General features: G+C 71.2%; 18 protein-coding genes and 2 pseudogenes. 11 read left to right on the top strand and 9 right to left on the bottom strand.

Features of this window, described 5'->3' with window-relative positions; genetic code table 11:
- Positions 1–32: 32 nt before the first annotated feature.
- The 5 genes from V2J85_RS01330 to V2J85_RS01310 form a co-directional block, all read right to left on the bottom strand.
- Positions 33–947, bottom strand: a complete 915-nt coding sequence (locus V2J85_RS01330) for an alpha/beta hydrolase (RefSeq protein WP_330820356.1) — start codon at positions 945–947, stop codon at positions 33–35.
- Entirely contained in the window at positions 944–1708 is a 765-nt protein-coding gene (locus V2J85_RS01325) for a glucose 1-dehydrogenase (RefSeq protein WP_261953546.1), read from the bottom strand. Before V2J85_RS01325 ends, V2J85_RS01330 begins: the two co-directional genes overlap by 4 nt.
- Positions 1709–1864: 156 nt before the next feature.
- Entirely contained in the window at positions 1865–2812 is a 948-nt protein-coding gene (locus V2J85_RS01320) for an alpha/beta hydrolase (RefSeq protein WP_330820355.1), read from the bottom strand.
- 76 nt (positions 2813–2888) lie between these two features.
- A complete protein-coding gene (locus V2J85_RS01315; protein ID WP_261953548.1) occupies positions 2889–3737 on the bottom strand; it encodes an SDR family oxidoreductase in 849 nt (282 codons plus the stop codon).
- A 71-nt stretch (positions 3738–3808) separates the two neighbouring features.
- The gene (locus tag V2J85_RS01310; protein ID WP_330820354.1) at positions 3809–5401 is read right to left on the bottom strand and encodes an MDR family MFS transporter; all 1593 of its coding nucleotides are present in this window, start codon (positions 5399–5401) and stop codon (positions 3809–3811) included.
- A 421-nt stretch (positions 5402–5822) separates the two neighbouring features.
- Between V2J85_RS01310 and V2J85_RS01305 the strand changes: the two genes are divergently transcribed.
- Entirely contained in the window at positions 5823–6485 is a 663-nt protein-coding gene (locus V2J85_RS01305; protein WP_330820353.1) for a lysophospholipid acyltransferase family protein, read from the top strand.
- Positions 6486–6607: 122 nt separating this feature from the next.
- Here the strand turns inward: V2J85_RS01305 and V2J85_RS01300 are convergent, their stop codons facing one another.
- Entirely contained in the window at positions 6608–7054 is a 447-nt protein-coding gene (locus tag V2J85_RS01300) for a MarR family transcriptional regulator (protein ID WP_261953551.1), read from the bottom strand.
- Complete coding sequence (locus V2J85_RS01295; protein WP_261953552.1) at positions 7051–7533, bottom strand: MarR family winged helix-turn-helix transcriptional regulator; 483 nt, start codon at positions 7531–7533, stop codon at positions 7051–7053. Before V2J85_RS01295 ends, V2J85_RS01300 begins: the two co-directional genes overlap by 4 nt.
- A gap of 201 nt (positions 7534–7734) precedes the next feature.
- Between V2J85_RS01295 and V2J85_RS01290 the strand changes: the two genes are divergently transcribed.
- From V2J85_RS01290 to V2J85_RS01275, 4 genes and pseudogenes are all read left to right on the top strand, one after another.
- Positions 7735–8124, top strand: a complete 390-nt coding sequence (locus V2J85_RS01290) for a hypothetical protein (protein WP_330820351.1) — start codon at positions 7735–7737, stop codon at positions 8122–8124.
- A gap of 42 nt (positions 8125–8166) precedes the next feature.
- Positions 8167–8547, top strand: a pseudogene (locus V2J85_RS01285) (alpha/beta fold hydrolase); the annotation flags it as partial.
- Positions 8513–8884, top strand: a pseudogene (locus V2J85_RS01280) (helix-turn-helix domain-containing protein); the annotation flags it as partial. The pseudogenes V2J85_RS01285 and V2J85_RS01280, both read left to right, overlap by 35 nt.
- 324 nt (positions 8885–9208) lie before the next feature.
- Positions 9209–10153 (top strand): hypothetical protein, encoded by a 945-nt coding sequence (locus V2J85_RS01275; RefSeq protein WP_330820762.1) that lies wholly within the window; start codon positions 9209–9211, stop codon positions 10151–10153.
- Positions 10154–10251: 98 nt separating this feature from the next.
- Here V2J85_RS01275 and V2J85_RS01270 read toward each other — a convergent pair whose 3' ends face one another.
- The gene (locus tag V2J85_RS01270) at positions 10252–10983 is read right to left on the bottom strand and encodes a DUF4232 domain-containing protein (protein ID WP_330820350.1); all 732 of its coding nucleotides are present in this window, start codon (positions 10981–10983) and stop codon (positions 10252–10254) included.
- 526 nt (positions 10984–11509) lie between these two features.
- Between V2J85_RS01270 and V2J85_RS01265 the strand changes: the two genes are divergently transcribed.
- Together V2J85_RS01265 and V2J85_RS01260 are read left to right on the top strand one after the other, a co-directional pair.
- Complete coding sequence (locus V2J85_RS01265; protein ID WP_330820349.1) at positions 11510–12202, top strand: ATP-binding cassette domain-containing protein; 693 nt, start codon at positions 11510–11512, stop codon at positions 12200–12202.
- Positions 12199–14142: a YhgE/Pip family protein gene (locus V2J85_RS01260; protein WP_330820348.1), complete on the top strand. Its 1944-nt coding sequence runs from the start codon at positions 12199–12201 to the stop codon at positions 14140–14142. Before V2J85_RS01265 ends, V2J85_RS01260 begins: the two co-directional genes overlap by 4 nt.
- 107 nt (positions 14143–14249) lie before the next feature.
- Here the strand turns inward: V2J85_RS01260 and V2J85_RS01255 are convergent, their stop codons facing one another.
- Positions 14250–15134, bottom strand: coding sequence for a sigma-70 family RNA polymerase sigma factor (locus V2J85_RS01255; RefSeq protein WP_261953558.1), 885 nt, complete (start codon positions 15132–15134; stop codon positions 14250–14252).
- Between the two features lie 422 nt (positions 15135–15556).
- On the opposite strand from V2J85_RS01255, the gene V2J85_RS01250 reads away from it, so the two are divergent.
- The 4 genes from V2J85_RS01250 (at position 15557) to V2J85_RS01235 (ending at position 20965) form a co-directional block, all read left to right on the top strand.
- Positions 15557–17959 carry a helix-turn-helix transcriptional regulator gene (locus tag V2J85_RS01250; RefSeq protein WP_330820347.1) on the top strand — a complete coding sequence of 801 codons (2403 nt, stop codon included), beginning with the start codon at positions 15557–15559 and terminating at the stop codon, positions 17957–17959.
- A gap of 519 nt (positions 17960–18478) precedes the next feature.
- Positions 18479–19207, top strand: a complete 729-nt coding sequence (locus V2J85_RS01245) for a dioxygenase family protein (protein WP_330820346.1) — start codon at positions 18479–18481, stop codon at positions 19205–19207.
- Between the two features lie 150 nt (positions 19208–19357).
- Complete coding sequence (locus tag V2J85_RS01240) at positions 19358–20527, top strand: hypothetical protein (RefSeq protein WP_330820345.1); 1170 nt, start codon at positions 19358–19360, stop codon at positions 20525–20527.
- Between the two features lie 303 nt (positions 20528–20830).
- The gene (locus tag V2J85_RS01235; RefSeq protein ID WP_018090024.1) at positions 20831–20965 is read left to right on the top strand and encodes a lasso RiPP family leader peptide-containing protein; all 135 of its coding nucleotides are present in this window, start codon (positions 20831–20833) and stop codon (positions 20963–20965) included.
- The last annotated feature ends 70 nt before the right edge of the window (positions 20966–21035 follow it).

Here is a 21035-nt window from a genome sequence, read left to right as displayed (position 1 = left end):
GGCGCGCATGCGCACGCCCGTCGTCCGGGCGGTCAGTCCACCTCAAGTGCCCCGCGCAGCGCGGTGAAAGCGGTTTCGCAGGCCGCGGCCGCCTCGGGCAGCGCGGCGGCCATGGACAGGAAGCCGTGGAACATCCCGGCGTAGTGGTGGGCCTCCACCGGGACCCCGGCCGCGGTGAGGGCCTCCGCGTAGGCCAGGCCCTCGTCCCGCAGGGGGTCGAAACCGGCGGTGACGACGTACGCCGGCGGCAGCCCGGACAGATCGGTGCAGGCCAGGGGAGCGGCATACGGCGCAGTCCGGTCTGCGGGTGCCGGCAGGTACCGGTCCCAGTACCAGCGCAGATGGTCGGCGGTGAGGAAGTACCCCCGGCCGTTCGCGCGGTGCGAGGGCCGGGAGCGGGCGGGGTCGAGCATCGGGTAGTAGAGCGCCTGGAAGGCGATCCCCGGCCCGCCCCGGTCACGGGAGAGCAGGGTCAGCACCGTGGCGAGGTTGGCGCCCGCGCTGTCCCCGGCGACGGCGATCCGACGGCCGGGGAACGTCGTCGCCGCCCACAGCAGAGCCGTGTACGCGTCCTCCGGAGCGGCGGGGAAGGGGTGCTCGGGGGCGCGGCGGTAGTCCACGGAGACGACGACCGCGCCCGTGGCGTCCGCGATCGCCCGGCAGAAGCCGTCGTGGCTGTCGAGGTCGCACAGGACGAAGCCGCCGCCGTGGCAGAACAGGACCACCGGCGCGCTCTCGTGAGCGCTGCCGTGATAGACGCGCACGGGCACCCCGTCCGCATCCTGGTCCCGCACGCGGGCCACGGCGACCGGCGAGACCGCGGGGGTGGGCCGGGCGGCGAAGAAGGCCCGCACCTCGCCGATGTCCGTCATCTCCGTCCCCAGTGCTGGGAAGTTGGCGGTGGCCAGGTCGATCACCGCCTGGACCTCGGGACGGGGCCGGGTCATGCGTCCACCCCCTTGTGCCCGAAGACCGGCATGCGTCCCGCGGACGCCCCGCCGTCCACCGCAAGCTCGGCGCCGGACAGGTACGACGCCTCATCGGAGGCGAGGAACGCGACGAGACGGGCGACCTCCTCGGGCTCTCCCACCCGCCCGAGCGGAGCGCCCGGGTGCTTGGTGGTCCCCAAGTGGGCGGTCATCGCCGTGGCGATGGCCCCGGGGTGGACGGAGTTGACGCGGATGCCGTCCGCGCCGAGCTCCAGCGCGGCCGTCCTGGTGAGCCCCCGCAATCCCCACTTCGCGGCCCCGTACGCGCCGTGCCCCCAGATGCCCTGCAGGCCGGCCTGCGAGGAGATGTTGACGATGGACCCGCCGCCACCGGCCTTCATCGCCGCGGCGACGGCGCGGACGCCGAGGAACGGGCCGATCAGGTTGACCCGCAGGAGCGCCTCCAGCCGGGCCGGGTCCTCCGCCACGATGGGCGAGGTGGTGTAGATCGCGGCGTTGTTCACGAGTACGTCGAGCCGGCCGAAGCCGTCCACGGCGGCGGCCACGGCAGCCTCCCAGGACTTCTCGTCGGTCACGTCGTGCCGCACGAACCGGGCGGCGGAGCCGAGGGACGCGGCCACCGCCCGGCCCTCGGCTTCCCGTACGTCGGTCAGGACGACCTTCGCCCCGAGGGCGGCGAACAACCGTGCCTCGGCCTCGCCCATCCCGCGTGCCGCGCCGGTGACGAGCGCGACCTTTCCTGTCAGATCGACGGACATCAGCGGTCCTCCTGGTTGCGGACGCTCGGAAGGAGCCCCGTGTCCCGCCGACAGGGGCCGCCCCGGAGCCTGCCGCTCCCGGGCCCGGAGGCGACACCGTCCTTTCCCGGTGAGTGGGAGTTCGTCGCGCCGGGGACCGGGACCGCCGGCGAAGCGTCAGCTGACCTGGTCGAGCAGATCGGTGATGTCCGCGAAGACCCGGCCTCCGGCCGTCGCGGCGGCGGGGGAGAGGGTGTCGAGGGTGAGGAATCCGTGGACCAGTCCGGCCTCGCAGCGGTGTCTGACCGGAACGTCCGCGGCGGCCAACCGGGCGGCATAGGCGTCGCCCTCATCCCGGAGGGGATCGTGCTCCGCGGTGATGACAACCGCGGGCGGCAGCCCGCTGAGGTCGGCGGCGTACAGCGGGCTGACACCGGGATCGGCGCGCCGCGACGGGTCGGGGACCCATTGCTCGGCCCCCCACGCGACATCGTCGGTCGCCAGGCCCCAACCAGTGGCCTTCGACCGCGCGCTGGGACAGGAGAGGGTCAGATCGGTGTTGGGATATGCCAGGATCTGGGCGGCCGGCAGCGGTCCGCCCTCGTCGCGCAGGCGCAGACAGGCGAGCGCGGCGAGGTTCCCGCCGGAGCTGTCACCCATGACGACGATCGGGCCGGCGATCCCGCTGCTGGCACCTCCGTCGGCCGCTGCCCACCGGATGGCATCCACACAGTCATCGACGGCAGCCGGCCACGGGTGCTCCGGAGCCCGGCGGAAGTCGACGCTCAGCACCGCCGTATCGGTCGTGAGTGCCAAGCGGCGGCACAGCCGGTCGTGCGACTCCAGATCCCCGATCGTCCACATCCCCCCATGAAGGAACACCACCAGCGCCCGGACCGCCACCGAAGGCCGGTAGCGGCGGGCCCGCACGGCAGCCGCGCCGACCGCGAGATCCTCGACATGGGCGACCTCGGGGCCCACCGGCCGGGCGTCGACGCGGAGCCGTTGGGCACGCCGCAACTCCGTCGCGCCCACGGCACGCGCGGGGAGTCCGGGGTCCTGCCGAACGGCCCTGACGAAGGCGGCCAGTTCGGCATCGGCGAGGGAGGGATCGATCGGTTCCATGCGGGCCAGGATGCCACCTTGATCCGAACGGTTCCCGGCCCTTCCTGGGCCGGGAACCGTTCGTGCCGGGCCCGGCTCAGCGGAAGATGTGGAGGTTCTCGTCCACCCATGTGCGCAGGGTCAGCGGCGCTGTGCCGGTGATCTTCTGGACGGAGTCGGAGATCTTCCAGTCCCAGGCGGCCGACTGGCGCTTGAGCTCCAGAAGGGCATCGAGGCGCGGGCCGCCCCAGCCGAGGCGGTCGAATTCTGCCTGGGTTTCGGCGGTGGTGCGCTCGACGACCTTGATCTGCCGGCCGAGGGCCTCGCCGATGATCTCGCCCTGCCGCTGCGGGCTGAGGGCTTCGCCGCCGGTCAGGGTGTAGGCCCGGCTCTCGTGGCCGGAGGCGGTGAGGACCTTGGCGGCCACGGAGGCGATGTCCCGTGGGTGGATCATGGCCGAGACCGGGTCGCCTTCCGTGACATACATGGTCCGCTCCTTGCCGATGGTGTCGGCGTAACCGTGGAGGTAGACCATGAAGGTGCCGGGACGCAGGATGGTCCACTCCATACCGGACTCCTGGACGACCCGCTCGCCGGCGCGGTGGCCGGAGGAGAGCGGGTCGGTGGCACCGAAGCCGACGCCGCTGGTGGACAGTTTGACCAGGTGCTTGACACCGGCCTTGCGGGCGGCGGCGACGAGGGTGGTCTCCTGGACCGGGCCTTCGGGGCCGTAGCCCGGCGGGACGACGAAGACGCGCTCGACGCCGGCGAGGGCGGCGGGCAGAGTTTCCGGCTTGTCGAAGTCGCCGGCGACGACCTCGATGCCGGTGGGGAGGTTCGCCTTCTCGGGCGAACGGGTCATGGCCCGCACCGCCACGCCTTCGGCGGCGAGCTGTGCGACGAGTTCGCTGCCGACGTTGCCGGTGGCGCCGGTAACCAGAATCACGGGTGTCTCCTTCGGGAGGATGTGGGTGCACGGTGGACGCCGTGCGGGAAGTCCACTCGTCGAGTGGTGAGTCAGGAGTCGCTGCGGTCGACGGAGCCGGCCGGCTCGGCGTCCAAGGACGTTTCCGGCTCGGTCGGCGCGTGCCCGCCGGCGAGCTTGACGTCCTTGAGGAAGAGCGAGGCCACGAGTCCGATGAGGACGAGGGGAATGACCGCGTAGAAGATGAAGCGGAGCGAGTCCGCGTAGACGCCGGCGAGTTCGAGGCGCAGCGGGGCGGACAGCTGGGCGACGCCCTCGGGCGAGAGGGAGCCGGCCTTGTCGATGTGGACACCCAATGTGCCGAGGCGGTCGTGGAGTCCGGTGCCGAGCCGACTGTTCATGACGGCGGCGAAGAAGGAGACGCCGAGGGCGGTACCGAGCTGACGCAGCAGGGTCGCGGTGCCCTGGACGGCACCGATGTCCCGCGTGCTCGCGGTATTGCGGGCGGCGATGCTGAGAGCCTGCGTGTTGAGGCCGCCGGCGATGCCGAACAGCAGCATGTAGACGACGGCGAGCAGGATGCCGGTCGAGGGCCCGGCGGTGGAGAACAGCACCGCGGCGATGGCGAAGACGACCATGCTGAGCGCGGGGAACCAGCGGTAGGAGCCGGTGCGACCGATGACCTTGGCACTGACGTAGGAGGTCAGTACGACGGCGAGCATCATCGCGGTGAGGGCGAAGCCGGATTCCTGGACATCGAGGGTGAGGACGGTCTGCAGCCACAGCACCAGGTAGTTGATGAGGCCGAGACCGACGAACCCCGAGATGAAGCCGAGGATGACGACGGTGGTGAAGGTCCGGTTGGTGAACAGTCGCAACGGGACCACCGGGTCGACCGCCCGGCGCTGCGACAGGACGAAGAGCACCGTGGCGAGGGCGGATCCGGCCGCGAGGCCGATGATGACCGGGGAGCTCCAGGCGTAGCTGACGCCGGCCCAGCCGGTGAGCAGGTTGAGGCCGACGATCGCCAGGACGAGAAGGACCACGCCCGTGTAGTCGATGTGGGCCTTCCGGCGGCGGGCGGGCAGGTGAAGCAGTGTGGAGAGGACCAGGAGGATCACCGCGCCGATGGGCAGGTTGACGAAGAACACCCAACGCCAGTCGGCCAGTTCGGTCAGGACGCCGCCGAGTGTGGGGCCGGCCAGGGAGGCGACGCCGAAGGTGAGGGAGAGCCAGCCGTAGTACCGGACGCCTTCGCGCGGGGAGAACATCTCGCCGAGGATCGCGAGCACGGAGATGAACAGGCCGCCACTGCCGATGCCCTGGACCACACGGAAGGCGATGAGCTGGCCCATCGTCTGGGCGAGACCGCACAGGGCGGATCCGAGCAGGAAGACGACGACGGAGGTGATGAAGACGCGCTTGCGTCCGAACAGGTCGCCGAGCTTGCCGTGGACGGGGACGGCGGCGCTACCGCCGATGAGGTAGCCGGTGGTGACCCAGGCGAACTGGTCCATCCCGCCCAGGTCGTTGACCACGCGCGGCAGCGCCGTGGCGACGATCTGGGAGTCCAGCAGGGACAGGAAGACCGTCACCATCAGGGTGAGGACGACGGCGTGGGTCTTGGCCGGCGCGGCAGGCGCTGCGGGGGCGTCGACGGCAGGCTCGGGAGAGCGGGAAGCCACGGGGGAATCCTTGTAATCGAGGAGCGACGCCGCGGTAGGGAGCATCGCCCGAAGTGGGAGTACGCGTAACGAACTCGTGGAAGAACGCCGCTTGTTCAGCAGCGGAGATGGGGTGGTCGGATCCTCTGTCCGACTCCGGCCTTCTTCGGCCCTCTCAACCGTCGATCAGTCCTCAACGGACATGTCGATCGCGGTCCTTCGCAAGTCGCTTGGCTTCTCGCCACTCCTCTATGCCGATTACAGACATCGAACACGCTAGCGCAGCGTTCGCGAACCCTGCAACCTTGATCGCGTCGAGGCCGACGCCGAAGCGTACCGGTGTGGACCCACCGCGGCCAGGATGAGTACGGCGACTCACGCGAGTGCGGTGCCCAACGGCGACGATGAGGGTCCGTACCGTCCAGCAGCCGGGAGACCCCCATTGCTCAGCCGCATCGCCGACACGCTGGTGCCCGTCTTCGGCCGTCTGTCCGTGACCGCCGACTCCGGCGCCGCGTTCTCTCCCGGCACCCTGATCGTCGCCAATCACACGTCCTTGGCGGACCCTGCGGTCGTGCTCGCCGCCCTGCATCGCCTGGGCGCCGAACCACTCATCATGGCGGCGGCCGGTCTGTGGCGCATTCCGCTGCTCGGCCGCGTCCTGAGCCGTGAAGGGCACATTCCCGTCCACCGGGGTGACCGGCGCGCCGCCGCCGCGTTGGAAACCGCGGCACGGGCCCTGGAGCGGGGCCGGTTGGTCCTGATCTACGCGGAAGGCGGTCTGCCGCGGCGAAGGGATGCCGCCGAGGCCGCTCCGGCGGCGTTCCGCAGCGGCCTGTCCAGATTGGCGGAGCGCACCGGCGCGCCGGTGGTGCCGGTGGGGCAGGCGGGTGCGCGCCGACTGGTCTCGGGCAGTGCCGCCAAGCAGGTGGCCGGCCTGGCCACCGCGCCACTGCGGCGGCCCGCGATGCACGTCCATGTGGGAGCGCCGGTGGAGCTGACCGGTGACCGCCGCGCACGCACGGCCGCGGCGAGGACCGCGGTGACGGCCGCATGGCGCACGGCGGCGTTCCATCTGGGAGAGCCCGCCGCCCTTGCCGCGTAGTCGCCGGTGGCACCATCTCGCCATGAGCGGCGGCAGGAGAGGCGGCGTGAGGCCCGTCCCGCCGCCGGCAGGGCCCACCCACCCATCAAGTGGCGTTCCGATCGTGTGGGGCGAAACGGAACTCAGACGCCAGCCAATTCGGCATCAGCGCGCTCCGTGACCAGTGCCAGCACGCGGCCCGCGATCGCCAGGTCCTCGGCGGGAATGCCGGCGTACAGCCGGGCGGAGATCTCGGCGGTCTCGGCGGCGGTGCTCTCGCACAGCTCCCGTCCGGCGTCCGTGAGGCGCAACCGGAACGCCTTCGCCGGGTCCTCTTCCAGCAGTTTCGCGGCCACCAGCTCCTCGATGACGGCACGCACCACCGACTCCTCGATCTTCAGCGAACCGGTGACGTCCCCGACGAGCTCGTCCCGGCCGATGGACTCGCCCGCGGTCACGACCGCCCGGAGCGTCACACTCTGGTGGAACGTGGCGTCGTGGCGGGCCATCACGCCCTCCACGAGGGCCCGCCCGGCATAGTGCGCCAGGGCTATGACCCGGCCGTTGACCGGAGGTGCGGTGGTGGTCATGACTGCTCCTTGTCGTTCTCGGTGTGGAGATCAAGAGGTGCGTCGAGCAGGGTCGCCAACTCGCGGGTGAACTGCCGGGTGCGCGGGCTGCCCTGTCCGCCGAGCGGCTCCAACAACTGGTCCAGCAGGCCCTGGACCACCTTGATCGCGCGGCGGGTGACGTCGCGCCCCTGCTCGGTGAGCGACAGCTGCATGGCGCGCGGGTCGTTCGGGTCCCGGCTGCGGGCGACGAGTCCGGCGGCCTCCAGGGCGCGGGCGAGCTTGGAGACGTACAGCGCTTCGAGCCCGGTGGTGTCGGCGAGCTGACGCTGGCTGGGCCGCAGTCCGGAGCGTCCCATGCCGTGCAGCGATGCCATCAGCGCGTACTGGGCATGGGTCAGGCCCAGCGGCGCGACCGCCCGGTCGACGGCCACCCGCCACTTCATCGACAACCGCCAGACCAGGAACCCGGCCGTAGCGTCCTCGGCTGCTGAACTCATGCCGGATACAGTACATGGCTACTATGTACATGGCTACTATTTTCGCGCTCGCGCGGGTCTGCCCTTGTGGGCGGCTGATCATGGCGTCGCCCAAGGAGACGAGGGGGCTCGCGCGAGTGCGAGTCCGCCACCGCTGCTACGTTCGATGCCGTGCATCCCGAGGTAGAGAAATTCCGCGAACGCAACGTACGTACAAGGGACATGGGATTTGGACTCGCCGTCATCGCGGTCCTTTTGTGGGTGTGGTGCGGCGTGCTGCTCGCCATGCCCTACGAGGTGGGCCCCGGGTTCTCGGGCTCCACCCGGAAGTGCGAGGCTCGCCTGTTCACCGACGAGGGCACCGCCAATGTGGGACGGATCCAGGCCCCCTGCGCGGATGAGCGGGACTGGCCCAAAGTACTCGCCGTACTGGGCCTGTCTGTCCCTGTCTCCGTGGCGGCCTGCGCGCTCATCACGTACGGCAGCCTCAGTATCCGGATGAGCAAGCATGCGGCCGCCCTGGCCGGCCTCCGGGAGTCCGACGCCCGCGAAGAGAAGGAGAAGGAGGAGGAGAAGGACGGGGAAAAGGAGAAGGGGCGGGATGGCGAATAGCCCTTCTTGAGTTGAGTGGCGTCGCGGAGGACGCAAACGGAAGTCCTGGAACGGGCCAAGGAGAACGGGCCGGTGATCCTCGTCTCGCACAGCCGCGGCGGTGTCACGGCCACCGCTGCGGCCAACGCCCGGCCGGACCTGATCGACCGCATCGTCTACGTTCTGGACGTCGGCACCTCCGCCGACCGGGCACAGGCGGCGACCTGGGGCCGTATCCCGAAGACCTTCGTGCGCCTGGACGCCGACGCGAGTCTGCCGCCGGCCATGCAGGACCGGCTGATCCGCGAGGGCAACGCGCTGACGCCGGACAACCCGTACGACGTCCGCACTCTCGAAGGCAGCAACCTGAAGTGGCTGATCGACCCGGCACCGGCGGCCCGAGTTTTGGGTGAACTCGCCGCGCTCACCACCCGGTCCGCCTGATCACGAGCGCCGCGGGCGTGTCGCCAGGGATCCCGATCGGTGGCAGAGCGGATCGGTGCGAACATGGGCCTCACGTACTGGGCGACCGGTGGACTGCACGTCCGCGGTGCCCGCGGGTGGGGAGGGAGTGACAGTGGGGGCGGCTGAGGAAGCGGCTGGGATCGCCGAGCTGCTGAAGGAGTGGAAGGACCGCTCCGGATACAGCTACGGGGTGCTCGCGAAGCGATTACACATGAGCACCTCGACGCTGCATCGCTACTGCAACGGTGACGCGGTGCCGACGGAGTACGCACCGCTGGAGCGGCTGGCACGGCTGTGCCGGGCGACGCCGGACGAGCTGGTGGAGCTCCACCGGCGCTGGATCCTGGCGGACGAGGCACGTCGGCGGGAGCGGGACCGTAAGCAAGGGGGCGGGGGCGCGGCCGATGCAGAGACAGTCGATGCAGAGACAGCTGATGCAGAGACTGGGGCCGAGACAGAGACAGAGACAGAGGTAGAGGCAGGGACGGGCAGAGAGACAGAGGCAGAGGCAGAGGCAGAGCAACGTACCGGTGGCGTGCCCCCGACGGTCCCTGTCGTCGCGCTCGCCGCCTCATCCTCCGCCTCCTCCTCCGCTTCCGGCCCCGGTCCGGTCGCCGAGATCGCCCGTGAGGGGTGGCCCGTGCGGCAGGTGACCTCCGCGGGTGGTCGACGGCGTCTTGCGCTGACCGCCGGCATCGCCGTGGCCGCCGTCGCCGCGTCCGCCGCGCTGGTGGCGGGGCTTGCCTCCGGTAGTGGCGACGGCCGTAAGGCGGAAGCCGGAGCGGTCACGAGTACGGAGAGCGGCAGCAGGACGACGAAGACCAAGGGCGGCCGGTCGGCGTCCGCGAAGCCGCCCGGTGCGGGTGGCGCGAGTCGGCCCCCGTCCCCGTCACCGTCCTCGTCCCGTACGCCCAACGGCAAGGCGTCCGGTGGAGCCGGTGACCGGGCGACCAGTCCGGACGCGGCCGATCCGGCCGGCCTCCCGGTGAGTGTGGATGTCCGCCCGTTCACCTGGGAGGACCCGTGCAGCCAGCGGTACTTGGTCGACCGGGATCCGAGCGAGATGCCCCCGCCGCCCGCCGAACAGAACGCCCGGGGCTGGATCTCGGGGCTGGGCGCCATCTCGGCGGACAGCCAGCTGGTGCAGCTGTCGGTGCAGGGCGCGGGTGACGACACGGTGGTCCTGCACGCCCTACGGGTGCGCGTGGTGGGAAGTGCGGCGCCACCCGCCTGGAACGCCTACAGCATGGGCGTGGGCTGTGGCGGTGGCATCGAGCCGAAAATGTTCGGGGTCTCCCTGGACGCGGCGCAGCCACGGATCACGCCGCAGAACGGTCAGCGGGACTTCCCGTACAAGGTGAGCGAGCGGGACCCCGAGGTTTTCAAGGTCATCGCGCGGGCCGGCGCCCGCGACGTGCGCTGGTACCTGGAGCTGGAGTGGTCCAGTGGGAACCGGCACGGCACGCTCCGGATCGACGACAACGGGGAGCCGTTCCACACCAGTGGGATGGCAGGCCGGCCTCAGTACGACTACCCGCTGGGTGGCAGCAATGAGTGGATTCCCGCCCCGAAGGAGAACGGCTGATCCCGGTCCCGGCGGGCTTTCCCTGGGCCCGAAATCGGCTGTTCCCGGTCCCGGCGATGGTGCCGGTCCCGGGACCCGACCGAGATAGGTGATGCTCCTTACCAGGTCAGGGCATCCTCGGCGGAGGACTGCCAGTAGGTGACCCAGGCCGAACTGTCAGTGGCGATGCCGCCCTTGGGCAGCGCGAACCGCACAGCCGGGCCGGTGGAGCCGTTCGCCGCCCGGTTGGAGAACAGGACGCCGAGGGTGCGGGCGGTGTAGGGCTCGCTGCCGGAGCCGTCGGCGGACTGGTACATGACCCCCGCGTACGCCGACTCGCCCGGTGCGAGCCTGATCACGGCCTGCGGCTTGGACTTGTCGAGAATGGTGGTGGCGGCCTGGGCGTCGTCCCACCGCAGGTACGGGGCGTTGTAGGCGTAGCAGGGCACGGAGCCGGTGTTGGTGGCGGTGAGGAGCAGGTGGTTGACGGGGCGATTGGCCTTGGTCACGGTGACCTTGACCCGCGCGCCGGTGCAGACGACGGTAGCCGCGTTGCTGCCGGCACCCTTGCCGCCGCCGGCGGCCTGACCGGAGCCATTCCTTCCGCTGGTTCCGCTGCCGGCGGCACCCGACCCGGCCTTCGACGAGTGACCGTCCTCGGCCTGGCCGTTCGCCTGCGATGACGACGATGAGGACGGGGCGTCCTGGCCGCCGGTCGCGGGTGAGGAGGGCGCGGCCGGGGCCTGGCTGCCGGTGTCCTTCGCCTCGTTCTCGCAGGCGGTCAGCGAGAGGGCGGCCGCCAGTACGGCGGCGGAGGCGACGAGGCGGGTGGTGTGGCGGGCGATGCGCATGGTGAGTAGGTGCTTTCTCTCTCGGTGGGGTGGCCCGGTCGGCCTACGTGAGGTCAAAGACAGGGGCGTCACAGACAGCTGACGACCAGGAGGCAGACGGTTGCTGCTGAGGCGGCGAACACCGCCAGTGCCACCACGTCGGTGACGTCGGCACGGCGCAACCGTCGGATCCGGAAGCGGGTCTGCATGGTGTCTCCCTTCGGCGTGAGGTCGTCGCTGCTTGCCGAGCTGAGCTTGCGGTGCCCTCCGTCCCAGCCGCCACGGGCACCGCGGAACACGGGACACTGGAACGCTCATACCGTCTCTGACCTGCGGGAACGCGCACTGCCTGGAACGCCGCACCGGGACGCGGCAGGCGTCGGCCGCCGTGCAGGAACGTGCGAGCGGCGTGTGGGCCGGGCGGAGCGGTGCGTTGCCTTGGGTAGGAAGCGGGCCCGGACGGCCGGGTCGGGCAGTCCCACGTGAGCATCGTCACAACTGCCGTGCCGCAGGGGTGCGTTGTCCAGTCCGGGCTAGGACTTGCTGCATGACAGGGGCTGGAGTTGAGGTGATCGCCCGCGGGGCGAGTGTGCAGGGTCCGAGAGGACCGGTGTTCGAGGGCGTGGACCTGGAGGTGCCGGCGGGCGGACTGCTGGCCGTGCACGGGCCGGCAGGGTCCGGGCGTACCTCCCTGCTGCTCGCGCTCGCCGGGCGGATGCGGTTATCCGGCGGGGCCATCCGGGTCGGCGGGTCCGTCCTGCCTGCGGAGGGCCGGCGGGTACGCGCGGCGGTCGCCGTCGCCCGGGCGGCGCCCGCCGTCGCTCTCGAAGGGCGACTGCGGGTGACGGAGGTGATGGCTGAACGCCGCCTCACCGGAGCCGGGGTGACCGAGCGGCGCATCCGCGAGGCGTTCGAGATCGTGGGCATCGCCCCACGCAGGTCGGACCTGGTCGAGGACCTCGATCCGGTCGAGGCGCTGCTGCTGGCGGCTGCGCTGGCCCTCGCCGAGCGTCCCGGCGCCCTCGTCGTCGACGACGTCGACGAAGGCCTGCCGCCCGACGCGCACGACAGCGTGTGGCAGGCGCTGGACCGGGTCAGGAACAGCGGGCCCACCGTACTGGCCGGGTGCCTCCGCACGCCGTCGCCCACGGCCGGTCTCGTCGCACTGTCCTTGCCACGGCGCAGCCGGGACCGCCTCCCGGCCGAGACGACCGTCGCCCGAGAGGACGCCGACATATGAAGGCCGTCAAGCTGGCACTGCTGGAACTCCGGCGCTTCCGCGGTCCGGTGCGCCGCCTGGTTCCCGTACTGCTCTGCCTGGTGCCGTTGCTGTACGGGGCCATGTACCTCTGGGCGAACTGGGACCCGTACGGCAAGACCGACCGCATGCCGGTGGCCGTCGTCAACCAGGACCACCTGGCGCATGCCAAGCAGGGCCGCCGGGTGGACGCCGGTGATCAGCTGGTGCAACAGCTCAAGGCGTCCGGCACCTTCGACTGGCACTTCGTCGGCCGGGACGAGGCGCGGGACGGGCTGGAGCACGGCCGCTACTTCTTCACCATCCACATCCCGCCCGACTTCAGCCACAAGATCGCCACCGGCGCCGACACCCGTCCCCAACAGGCCGGCATCCGGATCGAACTCAACGATGCCAACAACTACATCGCCGGCATCATGACCGAAGTGGTGCAGACCAAGCTGCAGGACCAGATCAACTCCGCCACCCATGCCGCCTATGTGCGCAGCATCTACGGCGAACTGTCCGACGTACGCGACAAGTTGACCACCGCCTCCGACGGCGCACACCGCCTGCTGGGGGCCACCCGCGTGGCCCAGCAGGGCACGTCCACGATCACCTCGGCCACCTCCACCCTGCACGACGGGGCCTTTGACGTCGCATCCGGGGCACGGCAGATCGCCCGGGCCACAGGACAGATCGACGACCTCACCGGCCGCCTGGACCAGGCCGCCGCCGACCGGCTTCCCGGCGCCGCCTCCGCGCTGGTGAGCACCGCCCGGCTGACCGCCGACGGTCTGGACGCCGTGCACACCGCCACCACCGCCACCCGCAAGGGCACCTCCCGGGCCGTGGCCGACCTCACCGCTCTCGCCACCACGCACCCGGAACTACGCGACGACCCCGTCTACCGCCGGGCCCTGGGCCACGCCCGTAGCCTGGACTCCACCGCCACCGCTCTCGACGGCCGGGCCGCCGCCGCGGAGAGCAACGCCCGTCGGTCCCTCGACGAAGCCGAGCGCCTCCAGGACGACGTCGGCTCACTCCAACGCGACGTACTGGCCCTGCACACCCCGCTCCGCCTCGTCGACAGCGGTTCGCACAGCGCGGCCGACGGCGCGCACGGCCTCGTCGCAGGGCTCGCCACCCTGGAAAAGGGCTCCGGTGCCCTGCACACCGCTGCCGAGCAGGCGCACGGCGGCGCCTCGGAAGTCTCCCGCACCGTGGACGACGGACTGCACAAAATCCCCCGCACCAGCCCCGACCAGGTCGCGCACGCCGCCGAGGTACTGGGCACGCCCGTGCACATCGACCGGACGAACCTGCACCCGGCCGGTGTCTACGGCCGAGGGCTCGCACCGTTCTTCTTCGGCATCGCCCTGTGGGTGTTCGGCCTCTTCGCCTACCTGCTGCTGCGCCCCCTCAACACCCGTGCCCTGGCCGGGCGGGTCAGCGCCTTCACCACGGCCGTCGCCGGATGGCTACCGGCCGCACTGCTCGGCGCCGTGGGGGCACTGGTGCTCTACGGCGTCGTCGACCTGACCCTCGGACTGAACCCCGTCCACGGCTTCTGGACGCTCGCACTCCTGGTCACCGCGGCGGCGGCGTTCGTGGCCGTCGACCACTGTCTGCGCACCGTGTTCGGGGTGCCCGGCGACGTCCTGTCACTGGTCCTGCTCATCCTGCAGCTCACCGCCTCGGGCGGCCTCTACCCGCTGCCCACCGAACCGGCCTTCTTCCAGGTCCTGAACCCGTTGCTCCCGATGACCTACCTCGTCGACGGACTACGAGTGACCGTCTCCGGCGGCCTCACCGGAAATCTGCTGCGGGACTTCGCGGTCCTCCTCGCCTGCACCGCCGGTTTCCTGGCAGTGACCGCCCTCGCCGTACGGCGGCAACGGGTGTGGACGGTCGGACGCCTCCATCCCGACGTTTCGCTGTAGGGGCGTGCGTCGTCGACCGACGTGGGGTGCGGGCATGGCTGCCCGTCGGTCGGTCGCCCCCGGGCCCGGCCTCGGCCAGACGGCCAGGCGGCCAGCCGGGCAGGCCGTCAGGCGGAAAGGCCGAGCGTGGTCAGGCGGTCCGGGTCGGTGAGGATGTCGAGTCCGGCGATACGGCCGTCCCGGATGGTGAACGACATGACCGACAGCGGTCGGCCCTCGGCGAAGGAGACGACGCCGGGCGTGCCGTTGACCAGCACCAGACGCGCCTCCGCCGCGAAGCGGGCGAAGGTGATGGCCTGGGACGCCACGTCGGCCGCACCGCGCCGCAGGACGCTCGGGACGAGCGTGCCGCCGTCGGAGCGCGCGACCACATCGGGGTCGAGGACGGCCAGGAGCGCTTCGAAGTCGCCACCGCGGGAGGCGGCCAGGAAGGCGTTGACGACGTCGCGCTTGCGCGTGAGGTCCGTGTCCGCCGCCGGGGCGGCGCCCTGGACCCGGCGGCGGGCGCGGCTGGCGAGCTGCCGGGTGGAGACCGTGGTCCGACCGAGGATGGGCGCGATGTCGTCGAAGGGAACGTCGAACATGTCGTGCAGGACGAAGGCGAGCCGCTCGGCCGGGGCGAGGGTCTCCAGCACGATCATGAGCGCGATGCCCACCGAGTCAGCGATCAGGATCTCCTGCTCGGGATCGACCCGGGCCAGCGCGGTGACCACCGGGTCGGGCAGCCGCACCGATCCGTCCTGCTCGGGCAGCGGATCCTCGCGGCGCGAGGTACGCGAGCGCAGCATGTCCAGGCAGATCCGGCCGACGACCGTGGTGAGCCAGGCCCCCAGGTTCTTCACCTCGCTCACGTCGGTGCGGCTGAGCTTGAACCACGCCTCCTGGACGGCGTCCTCCGCCTCGGCGAGCGATCCCAGCATCCGGTAGGCCACCGCGCGCAGCCCCGGCCGCTCCACCTCGAAGCGGTCGGCCAGAAGAAAGTTCTCGCTCACCTGCCACACCCCCGTGTCCGGATCCGTCGGTCCGGAGAAGACGCTAACCGATCACCGGGAAAGCATGGGATGAATACCGCAATCGGCAGCGGTGCCGGAGTGCGCGGCCCGGGTACCGACCGAGGCCGGCACTCGGGTCGCCCAAGCGCCGGCGGCTGGCTGGGAGGTCGGTGGCCTGGCCGGGATCCGTTGGGCAGGATGCTCGGGTGGCGAAGTCGTGGGCGTGTGAGGCATGTGGGGTGCGGCTCCCGGGGCGCTCGCGGTCCGGGGCGGACGGCAGACAGCGCGGGGGCCGGCCGGCGCGGTACTGCTCCGACGCCTGCCGCCAGCGCGCGTTCCGGGAGCGGGCGGCCGCGGCGTCCCGGGCTGCCCCGCGCGCGGGACTGCCGGGCCGCGGACTACCGGTCTCGCTCGATGCGTTCGTGGGGCGCGAACGCGAGTTGGCGCGCTTGCGTACGCTGCTGCGGTCGTCGCGACTGCTGACGCTGACCGGGCCCGGCGGGGTGGGCAAGACGCGGCTGGCGGTCGAGGTCGCGGGCGGTGTGCGCGGCGGACGCGCGGGACGTGCCCAGTTGGTGGAGCTGGCCGGGCTGCACGACGGTGAGCTGCTGCCGCAGACCGTGGCCGCCGCCCTCGGTGTGCGGGAGCGCGCCGGCCGGACGGGAACGGAGGCGTTGGTCCGCGCCCTGGAGAAACGCAGCACCCTGCTCCTTCTCGACAACTGTGAGCATCTGGCCGAGCCCTGCGCGGTGTTGGCCGCGGCACTCCTCACCCGCTGCCCCGGCCTGCGGATCCTCGCCACCAGCCGAGAGCCGCTACGGGTGCCCGGCGAGGTGGTCTTCCGCGTCGGCATCCTGTCGCTGCCGCCGGGCCCCGCAGGTGCTGGCGGGGATCAGCACGGAGACCAGGGCACCGACCCGCTCCTCCGGTCGGAGGCGGTCCGGCTCTTCCTGGAGCGCGCCCGCACCTGCCATGCGGGGTTCGAGCCCACGCCCGGGGACGTCCGGACCGTGGCCGAGATCTGCCGACGACTGGACGGGCTGCCGCTGGCCATCGAACTCGCCGCGGGCCGTATGGCAGCGCTCCCGCCCGCCGGGATCCTGCGCGGACTGGACGATCAGCTGTCCCTCCTGACCGACGGCAGCAGGACGGGACCGGGCCGCCATCGCGAGCTGGGCGCCACGATCGACTGGAGCCATCGCCTGCTGGATCCCCTGGAACGGGCGGTTTTCCGACGGCTGTCGGTGCTCGGCGGCGGGTTCGACGCGGAGAGCGCCGCCGCGGTCTGTGCGGATTGCGCTGCGGCCGCCGACGGTGTCGAGGGATGCGAGGGTTGCCGCGACGGGCGGTGCTGCGTACGGCGGAAACAGGTGTTGCCCGTGCTGTGCGCCCTGGAGGCCAAGTCCCTGATCGTGCGGGTGCACGGGGACGCGCCGGGCACGGCGAGGTTCCGGCAGCTCGCGGCGATCCGGGCGTACGGCATGGACCGGCTCGCCGAGGCCGGGGAACTACCGGCGGTCTGGGACCGGGCGGTGGACCGGCTGGCCGAACAGGCGGCTGAGGGCTCCACCATGGTCTTCCCGGACGGCGCCGCCCTGCCGCTGGCCCGGGAACAGGAGAACCTCGCGGCGGCCGTGGCCCGTTGCGGCGAACGGAGCGACCCACGGCACACCGAGCTCGCCCTCGCATTGGCCCGACTCCACTACCAGCAGGAGCAGTTGACGGCTGCCCGTACGTTGCTGACCGAGGTGCTGGCGCGGACCACGTACGGCTCCCGGGACCACGGTGCGGCGTTGGCGCTGGCCGCCCGCGCGGCCTGTCAGCAGGACGACCGGTCGGCGGCGCTCGCCTTCGCCCGGGAAGCGGTCGCCGTGGAACGCGCCGGCCCACCGCACCCCGGCCGGCTGGCCAACGCCCTGGACGCCCTGGCGGCCGCGCACCTGTGCCGCGGTGCCTACCACGAGGCCGTCGCCGTCTTCGCCGAGTGTGTGGCGGTGGTCCGTACGCTGGACCGCCCGCTGGACATCGCCGTGTGCGGGCACCACCTCGCCTGGGCCCTGCTCCAGACGGGCGACACGGCGCAGGCGGCCGCACTGATGGAGAAATGCCTCCCCGTCCTGGAATCCGGCGCTCCACCGGGCCAGGCAGCGGCCGCTCTCCACACCTCCGGCGCGATCCAGCTGGCGCTGGGGAACTGGGACGCGGCCGAGAACAGGTTCGCCGAGGTGCTGGCAAAGGTGCCGGACGGTGAGAGCCTCCACGCGCTCTATCCGGTGGAGGGCCTGGCCATCCTGGCGGCCGAACGCGGCGCGCCCGAAAGGGCGTTACGGCTCTATGCCGCGGCCGCCGCAGCGCGGCAACGCACCGACGCCGAACCGGAAGCGAGCTGGCGGACAACGGTGGAGGCCGCCGCGGCCCGGGCCAGGGAGCGGCTCCACCCCGCACGGGTCGACGCGGCGATGACGGCCGGCCGCCGCCTGTACGGGGAACGGCTGCTGTCCTACGCCCTACGCGACAACGCATCGGCCGACCGCTCGACGCACGCGAACCACGATGATCCCACCGACGTCGCGCACCCGACCCCAACCGAACCGATCAGCTACCCCGCTACCCAACTTCCGCTCACACCACGAGAATTGACGGTCTCGCAGCTGGTCGCCGAGGGGATGACCAACCAGCAGATCGCCGCGCAGCTGGGCATGTCCAAGAGCACGGTCGCCAGTCATCTCGACCGGGTCCGGGACAAGCTGGGCGTCCGCTCCCGTACGCAGATCGCCGTCCGGGTCTCCGGACGGGCGGGTGGTCCGGGGGCTGAGTCGGTGTAGCTGGAGGTGGCTGAGGGTAGCCGAGGCGCGGTCGGCCCGAAGGGCGGTCGGCCCGAAGGGCGGTCGGGCCGAGGGACGTCTGAGGGCGCCGCCCGCCACGGCCAGGCGGCGGAGGGCGGTAGGGCGGTAGGGCGGTGGTGCATCGGGCTGCTCCCAAGGACGGCGGCTACAGAGCCAGGAGTCGGTAGCTCGCTGACAACTCTCCCTGCCCTGACCCCCGTTGTCCTCAGGGTTCAACCCTGGGCGGTCCCCGAGGCAACCCTGAAAGCCCCCTGCCTCCCGCCAGACACATCCTGGTCCCCGCGGGTGCGCGACCGGCAGCTCGGCGACCGGAGCGGCTCCGTCCGTGATCCGCCGGACAGGCCCTTCACCTCCCTCGTGGGGTTTCGTCACGCCCGTAACTGGTCGGTCATTCGACGGATGTGCGCAGTCGACCTGACCACGGAGGCTGATCTGAGCCGGGAGAGTGCTTCCTCCCCGGCGCTCTCCCCAACGCCACCACCCCGCAAAGGAGACGCGATGCGGTACGCCGACGAGACCGGCCCGGACGATGCTGCCGGAACGCAGCACGGTTCACGCAGGTCCTTCATCAGGTCGACCTCCGCCGGAGTGACGGCAGTGGCGCTCGGCGCGAGCGTGGCCGCCTCTGCCGGCCCTTCGGCCCAAGCAGCGGAGGCGGCCGCCCCGGGGGCCCGGCGCGGCACCCGTCCGCTCGCCGTCACCCCGGCCTGCTCGGGCCAGGAAACACCGGCATCCATCGAGGGCCCGCTGTTCAAGCCCAATTCCCCCGCGCGCAGCGATCTGATCACGCCTGCGATCCAAGGCGTACGGCTCGACCTCAGCGGTGTCGTGTACGACACGTCCTGCAAGCCCCTGCCCGAAACGCTCATCGAGTTCTGGCAGTGCGACCAGAACGGCGACTACGACACCTCGGGCTTCTCCCTGCGCGGCCACCAGTACACCGACAGCAGGGGTGCCTACCAACTCCGGACCATCATCCCGCGGGACTACTGGGGACGTTGGGGCCAACGTGCCCCGCACATCCACACCCAGGTCCAGGCCTCCGGCGGCCCGGTGCTCATCACTCAGCTGTACTTCCCCGACAGCACCCAGGCGTACGGACGGGACTTCGCCGCTCTCAACGCCGCCGACCGACTCCTCAACCGCGCATGCACGATCAGCCTCACCGGTCAGGAGGGCGGCCGCTACACCGGCGCCTTCGACTTCGTGATCACGACCACGGTGTAGGCGCCGGCGGTCAAGTTCGTCACCACCACGATGCAGGTAGCGGGGCCCGAGTTCGTCAGCACCGTCCGATGGCCCGACGGGTCCGACGCGGCCTTCGCCGTCCCCGTACCCACCCTCATCCCCCGTCCCCCTTCAGACAAGGAAATTCGTATGCCCTCGCACAGCCCCTTCCCCCGGCGGCGATCCGTCCGGGTCTCCCTGCTGGCGGCCCTCGTCGCCACCGTGGTCACCGGGAGCCTGGTATCGGTCGGCCAGAGCGGTGATCCGACGACTCCGACCGCAGCCTCCGCTCCCGCGGCATCCCTCGCCCCCGCCGCCCCGCACGCGGGGGCGTGGCAGGCAACCCCGGTGCCCGTCAAGAAGGGGGATCTGACGGCCGTCGCCGCCCTGAGCGACAAACAGGCCTGGGCCGTCGGCTACCGGCTCAAGAGCGCCACCTCGCTCGAGGCGGTCGCACTGCGCTGGGACGGTAAGACCTGGACCCAGGAATCCACCCTCCCCGACAACAGCTTCCCGCAAGCGCTCGCCGTCCGTTCGGCCACCGACATCTGGGCGGTGGGCAGCGCCTCGGCCCATTGGGACGGCACCAAGTGGACCGCGTACCAGCTGGACAAGGACCCCTCCGGCCACGTCGTCCCGGATGCCGTGGCAACAACCTCCGACGGGAAAGTGTGGACGGCGGGCCGGGCCATGGGCCGGTCGATCAAGGACGGCGTGCCGGCCGTCCAGTCCTGGGACGGCAAGGCCTGGCACCGCCAGTCCCTGCCCGATGTCGGCAAGGGTGAACTCAGCGGGATCACGGCGGTCGCGCCCGACGACATCTGGGCCGTGGGAGCGGCCTACGCTCCCGATGAGAAGTCCCAGCAGTCGGCGCTGCTGCTGCACTTCGACGGCAGCAGTTGGCGGCGTGTTGCGGCGCCCGGCCCGCAGACCACCCACAACTGGCTCGGCGGGATCACTGCCCTCTCGGCAGACGACATCTGGGCGGTAGGCGGAAGCACCACCGGCAGTACGGAGCGGCCGCTCGCCGTGCACTGGAACGGCAGCACCTGGACCACGGCCAGGACACCGGACGTGGCCGACGGCCGACTCCGCGGCGTAGGCACATCAGGCAACGGCGATCTGTGGGCCCTCGGCGGGAAGGGGGCGGCCCCCGTCGCTCTGCACTGGAACGACCAGCACGACCAGTGGGAGAAGACCACTGCGCCGGACCTCGTCATCCGCAGCTTCACCACCGTGCCCCACAGCGCCGACCTGTGGGCCACCGGAATCTCCCCCCACGGCGACCTCATTCCGGCGATCACCCGCCTCAAGAACTGATACCGGGTACTGCGTGGGCCGCCGGCACTGGCGCACAGCGGGGTTGTCCCTCCTTGCGTAAGCCCGCTGGGAGGCTCCGGATGGAGCGGAGTAACTTGCTCAACTCAGCTCACAGCAAAACGGATTGGGTTCCTCCAATGTGCCGATCCGTTTCCGACCAGCAGGTATGTTCCCCGCTCCGCTCCACCACGACCGGCAACTACCACCGCATCCGTAAAAAAATTCGATCATGGCGCGGTTGTTCGGTGTTAGCTTGTGCCCGAGCAGTCGGATGACTGCCGATTTATACCCATGGAGGCTGATATGGAAGAGCAGAACGAGCTGTCGACCGTGGAGCCGTACGCAGCCCCGATGCTGGTTGAGGTCGGCGAGTTCAACGAGGACACGCTGGGCTTCATCGGCTGGGGCAAGGACATCTTCGGCCACTACGGCGGCTGACCGACCGTCACCAGCTGATCGACAGCTGGCTGACCCTCAACAGCTGGATTTCGCCAGCTGACTTTCAGGA

It is taken from the genome of Streptomyces bugieae, from assembly GCF_036352915.1.
Taxonomy (GTDB): Bacteria; Actinomycetota; Actinomycetes; order Streptomycetales; family Streptomycetaceae; genus Streptomyces; species Streptomyces endophytica.
Note: the sequence above shows the minus strand (reverse complement) of the source record. Positions and strands in the feature narration are given on the sequence as shown.

Excerpts from the sequence above, each read along its gene's own strand:
- V2J85_RS01240 (WP_330820345.1), top strand. The coding sequence starts at position 19,358 with ATGCCCTCGCACAGCCCCTTCCCCCGGCGGCGATCCGTCCGGGTCTCC.
- V2J85_RS01245 (WP_330820346.1), top strand. The coding sequence starts at position 18,479 with ATGCGGTACGCCGACGAGACCGGCCCGGACGATGCTGCCGGAACGCAG.
- V2J85_RS01265 (WP_330820349.1), top strand. The coding sequence starts at position 11,510 with ATGACAGGGGCTGGAGTTGAGGTGATCGCCCGCGGGGCGAGTGTGCAG.
- V2J85_RS01320 (WP_330820355.1), bottom strand. The coding sequence starts at position 2,812 with ATGGAACCGATCGATCCCTCCCTCGCCGATGCCGAACTGGCCGCCTTC.
- V2J85_RS01330 (WP_330820356.1), bottom strand. The coding sequence starts at position 947 with ATGACCCGGCCCCGTCCCGAGGTCCAGGCGGTGATCGACCTGGCCACC.
- V2J85_RS01270 (WP_330820350.1), bottom strand. The coding sequence starts at position 10,983 with ATGCGCATCGCCCGCCACACCACCCGCCTCGTCGCCTCCGCCGCCGTA.
- V2J85_RS01235 (WP_018090024.1), top strand. The coding sequence starts at position 20,831 with ATGGAAGAGCAGAACGAGCTGTCGACCGTGGAGCCGTACGCAGCCCCG.
- V2J85_RS01290 (WP_330820351.1), top strand. The coding sequence starts at position 7,735 with ATGGGATTTGGACTCGCCGTCATCGCGGTCCTTTTGTGGGTGTGGTGC.
- V2J85_RS01295 (WP_261953552.1), bottom strand. The coding sequence starts at position 7,533 with ATGAGTTCAGCAGCCGAGGACGCTACGGCCGGGTTCCTGGTCTGGCGG.
- V2J85_RS01260 (WP_330820348.1), top strand. The coding sequence starts at position 12,199 with ATGAAGGCCGTCAAGCTGGCACTGCTGGAACTCCGGCGCTTCCGCGGT.
- V2J85_RS01300 (WP_261953551.1), bottom strand. The coding sequence starts at position 7,054 with ATGACCACCACCGCACCTCCGGTCAACGGCCGGGTCATAGCCCTGGCG.
- V2J85_RS01325 (WP_261953546.1), bottom strand. The coding sequence starts at position 1,708 with ATGTCCGTCGATCTGACAGGAAAGGTCGCGCTCGTCACCGGCGCGGCA.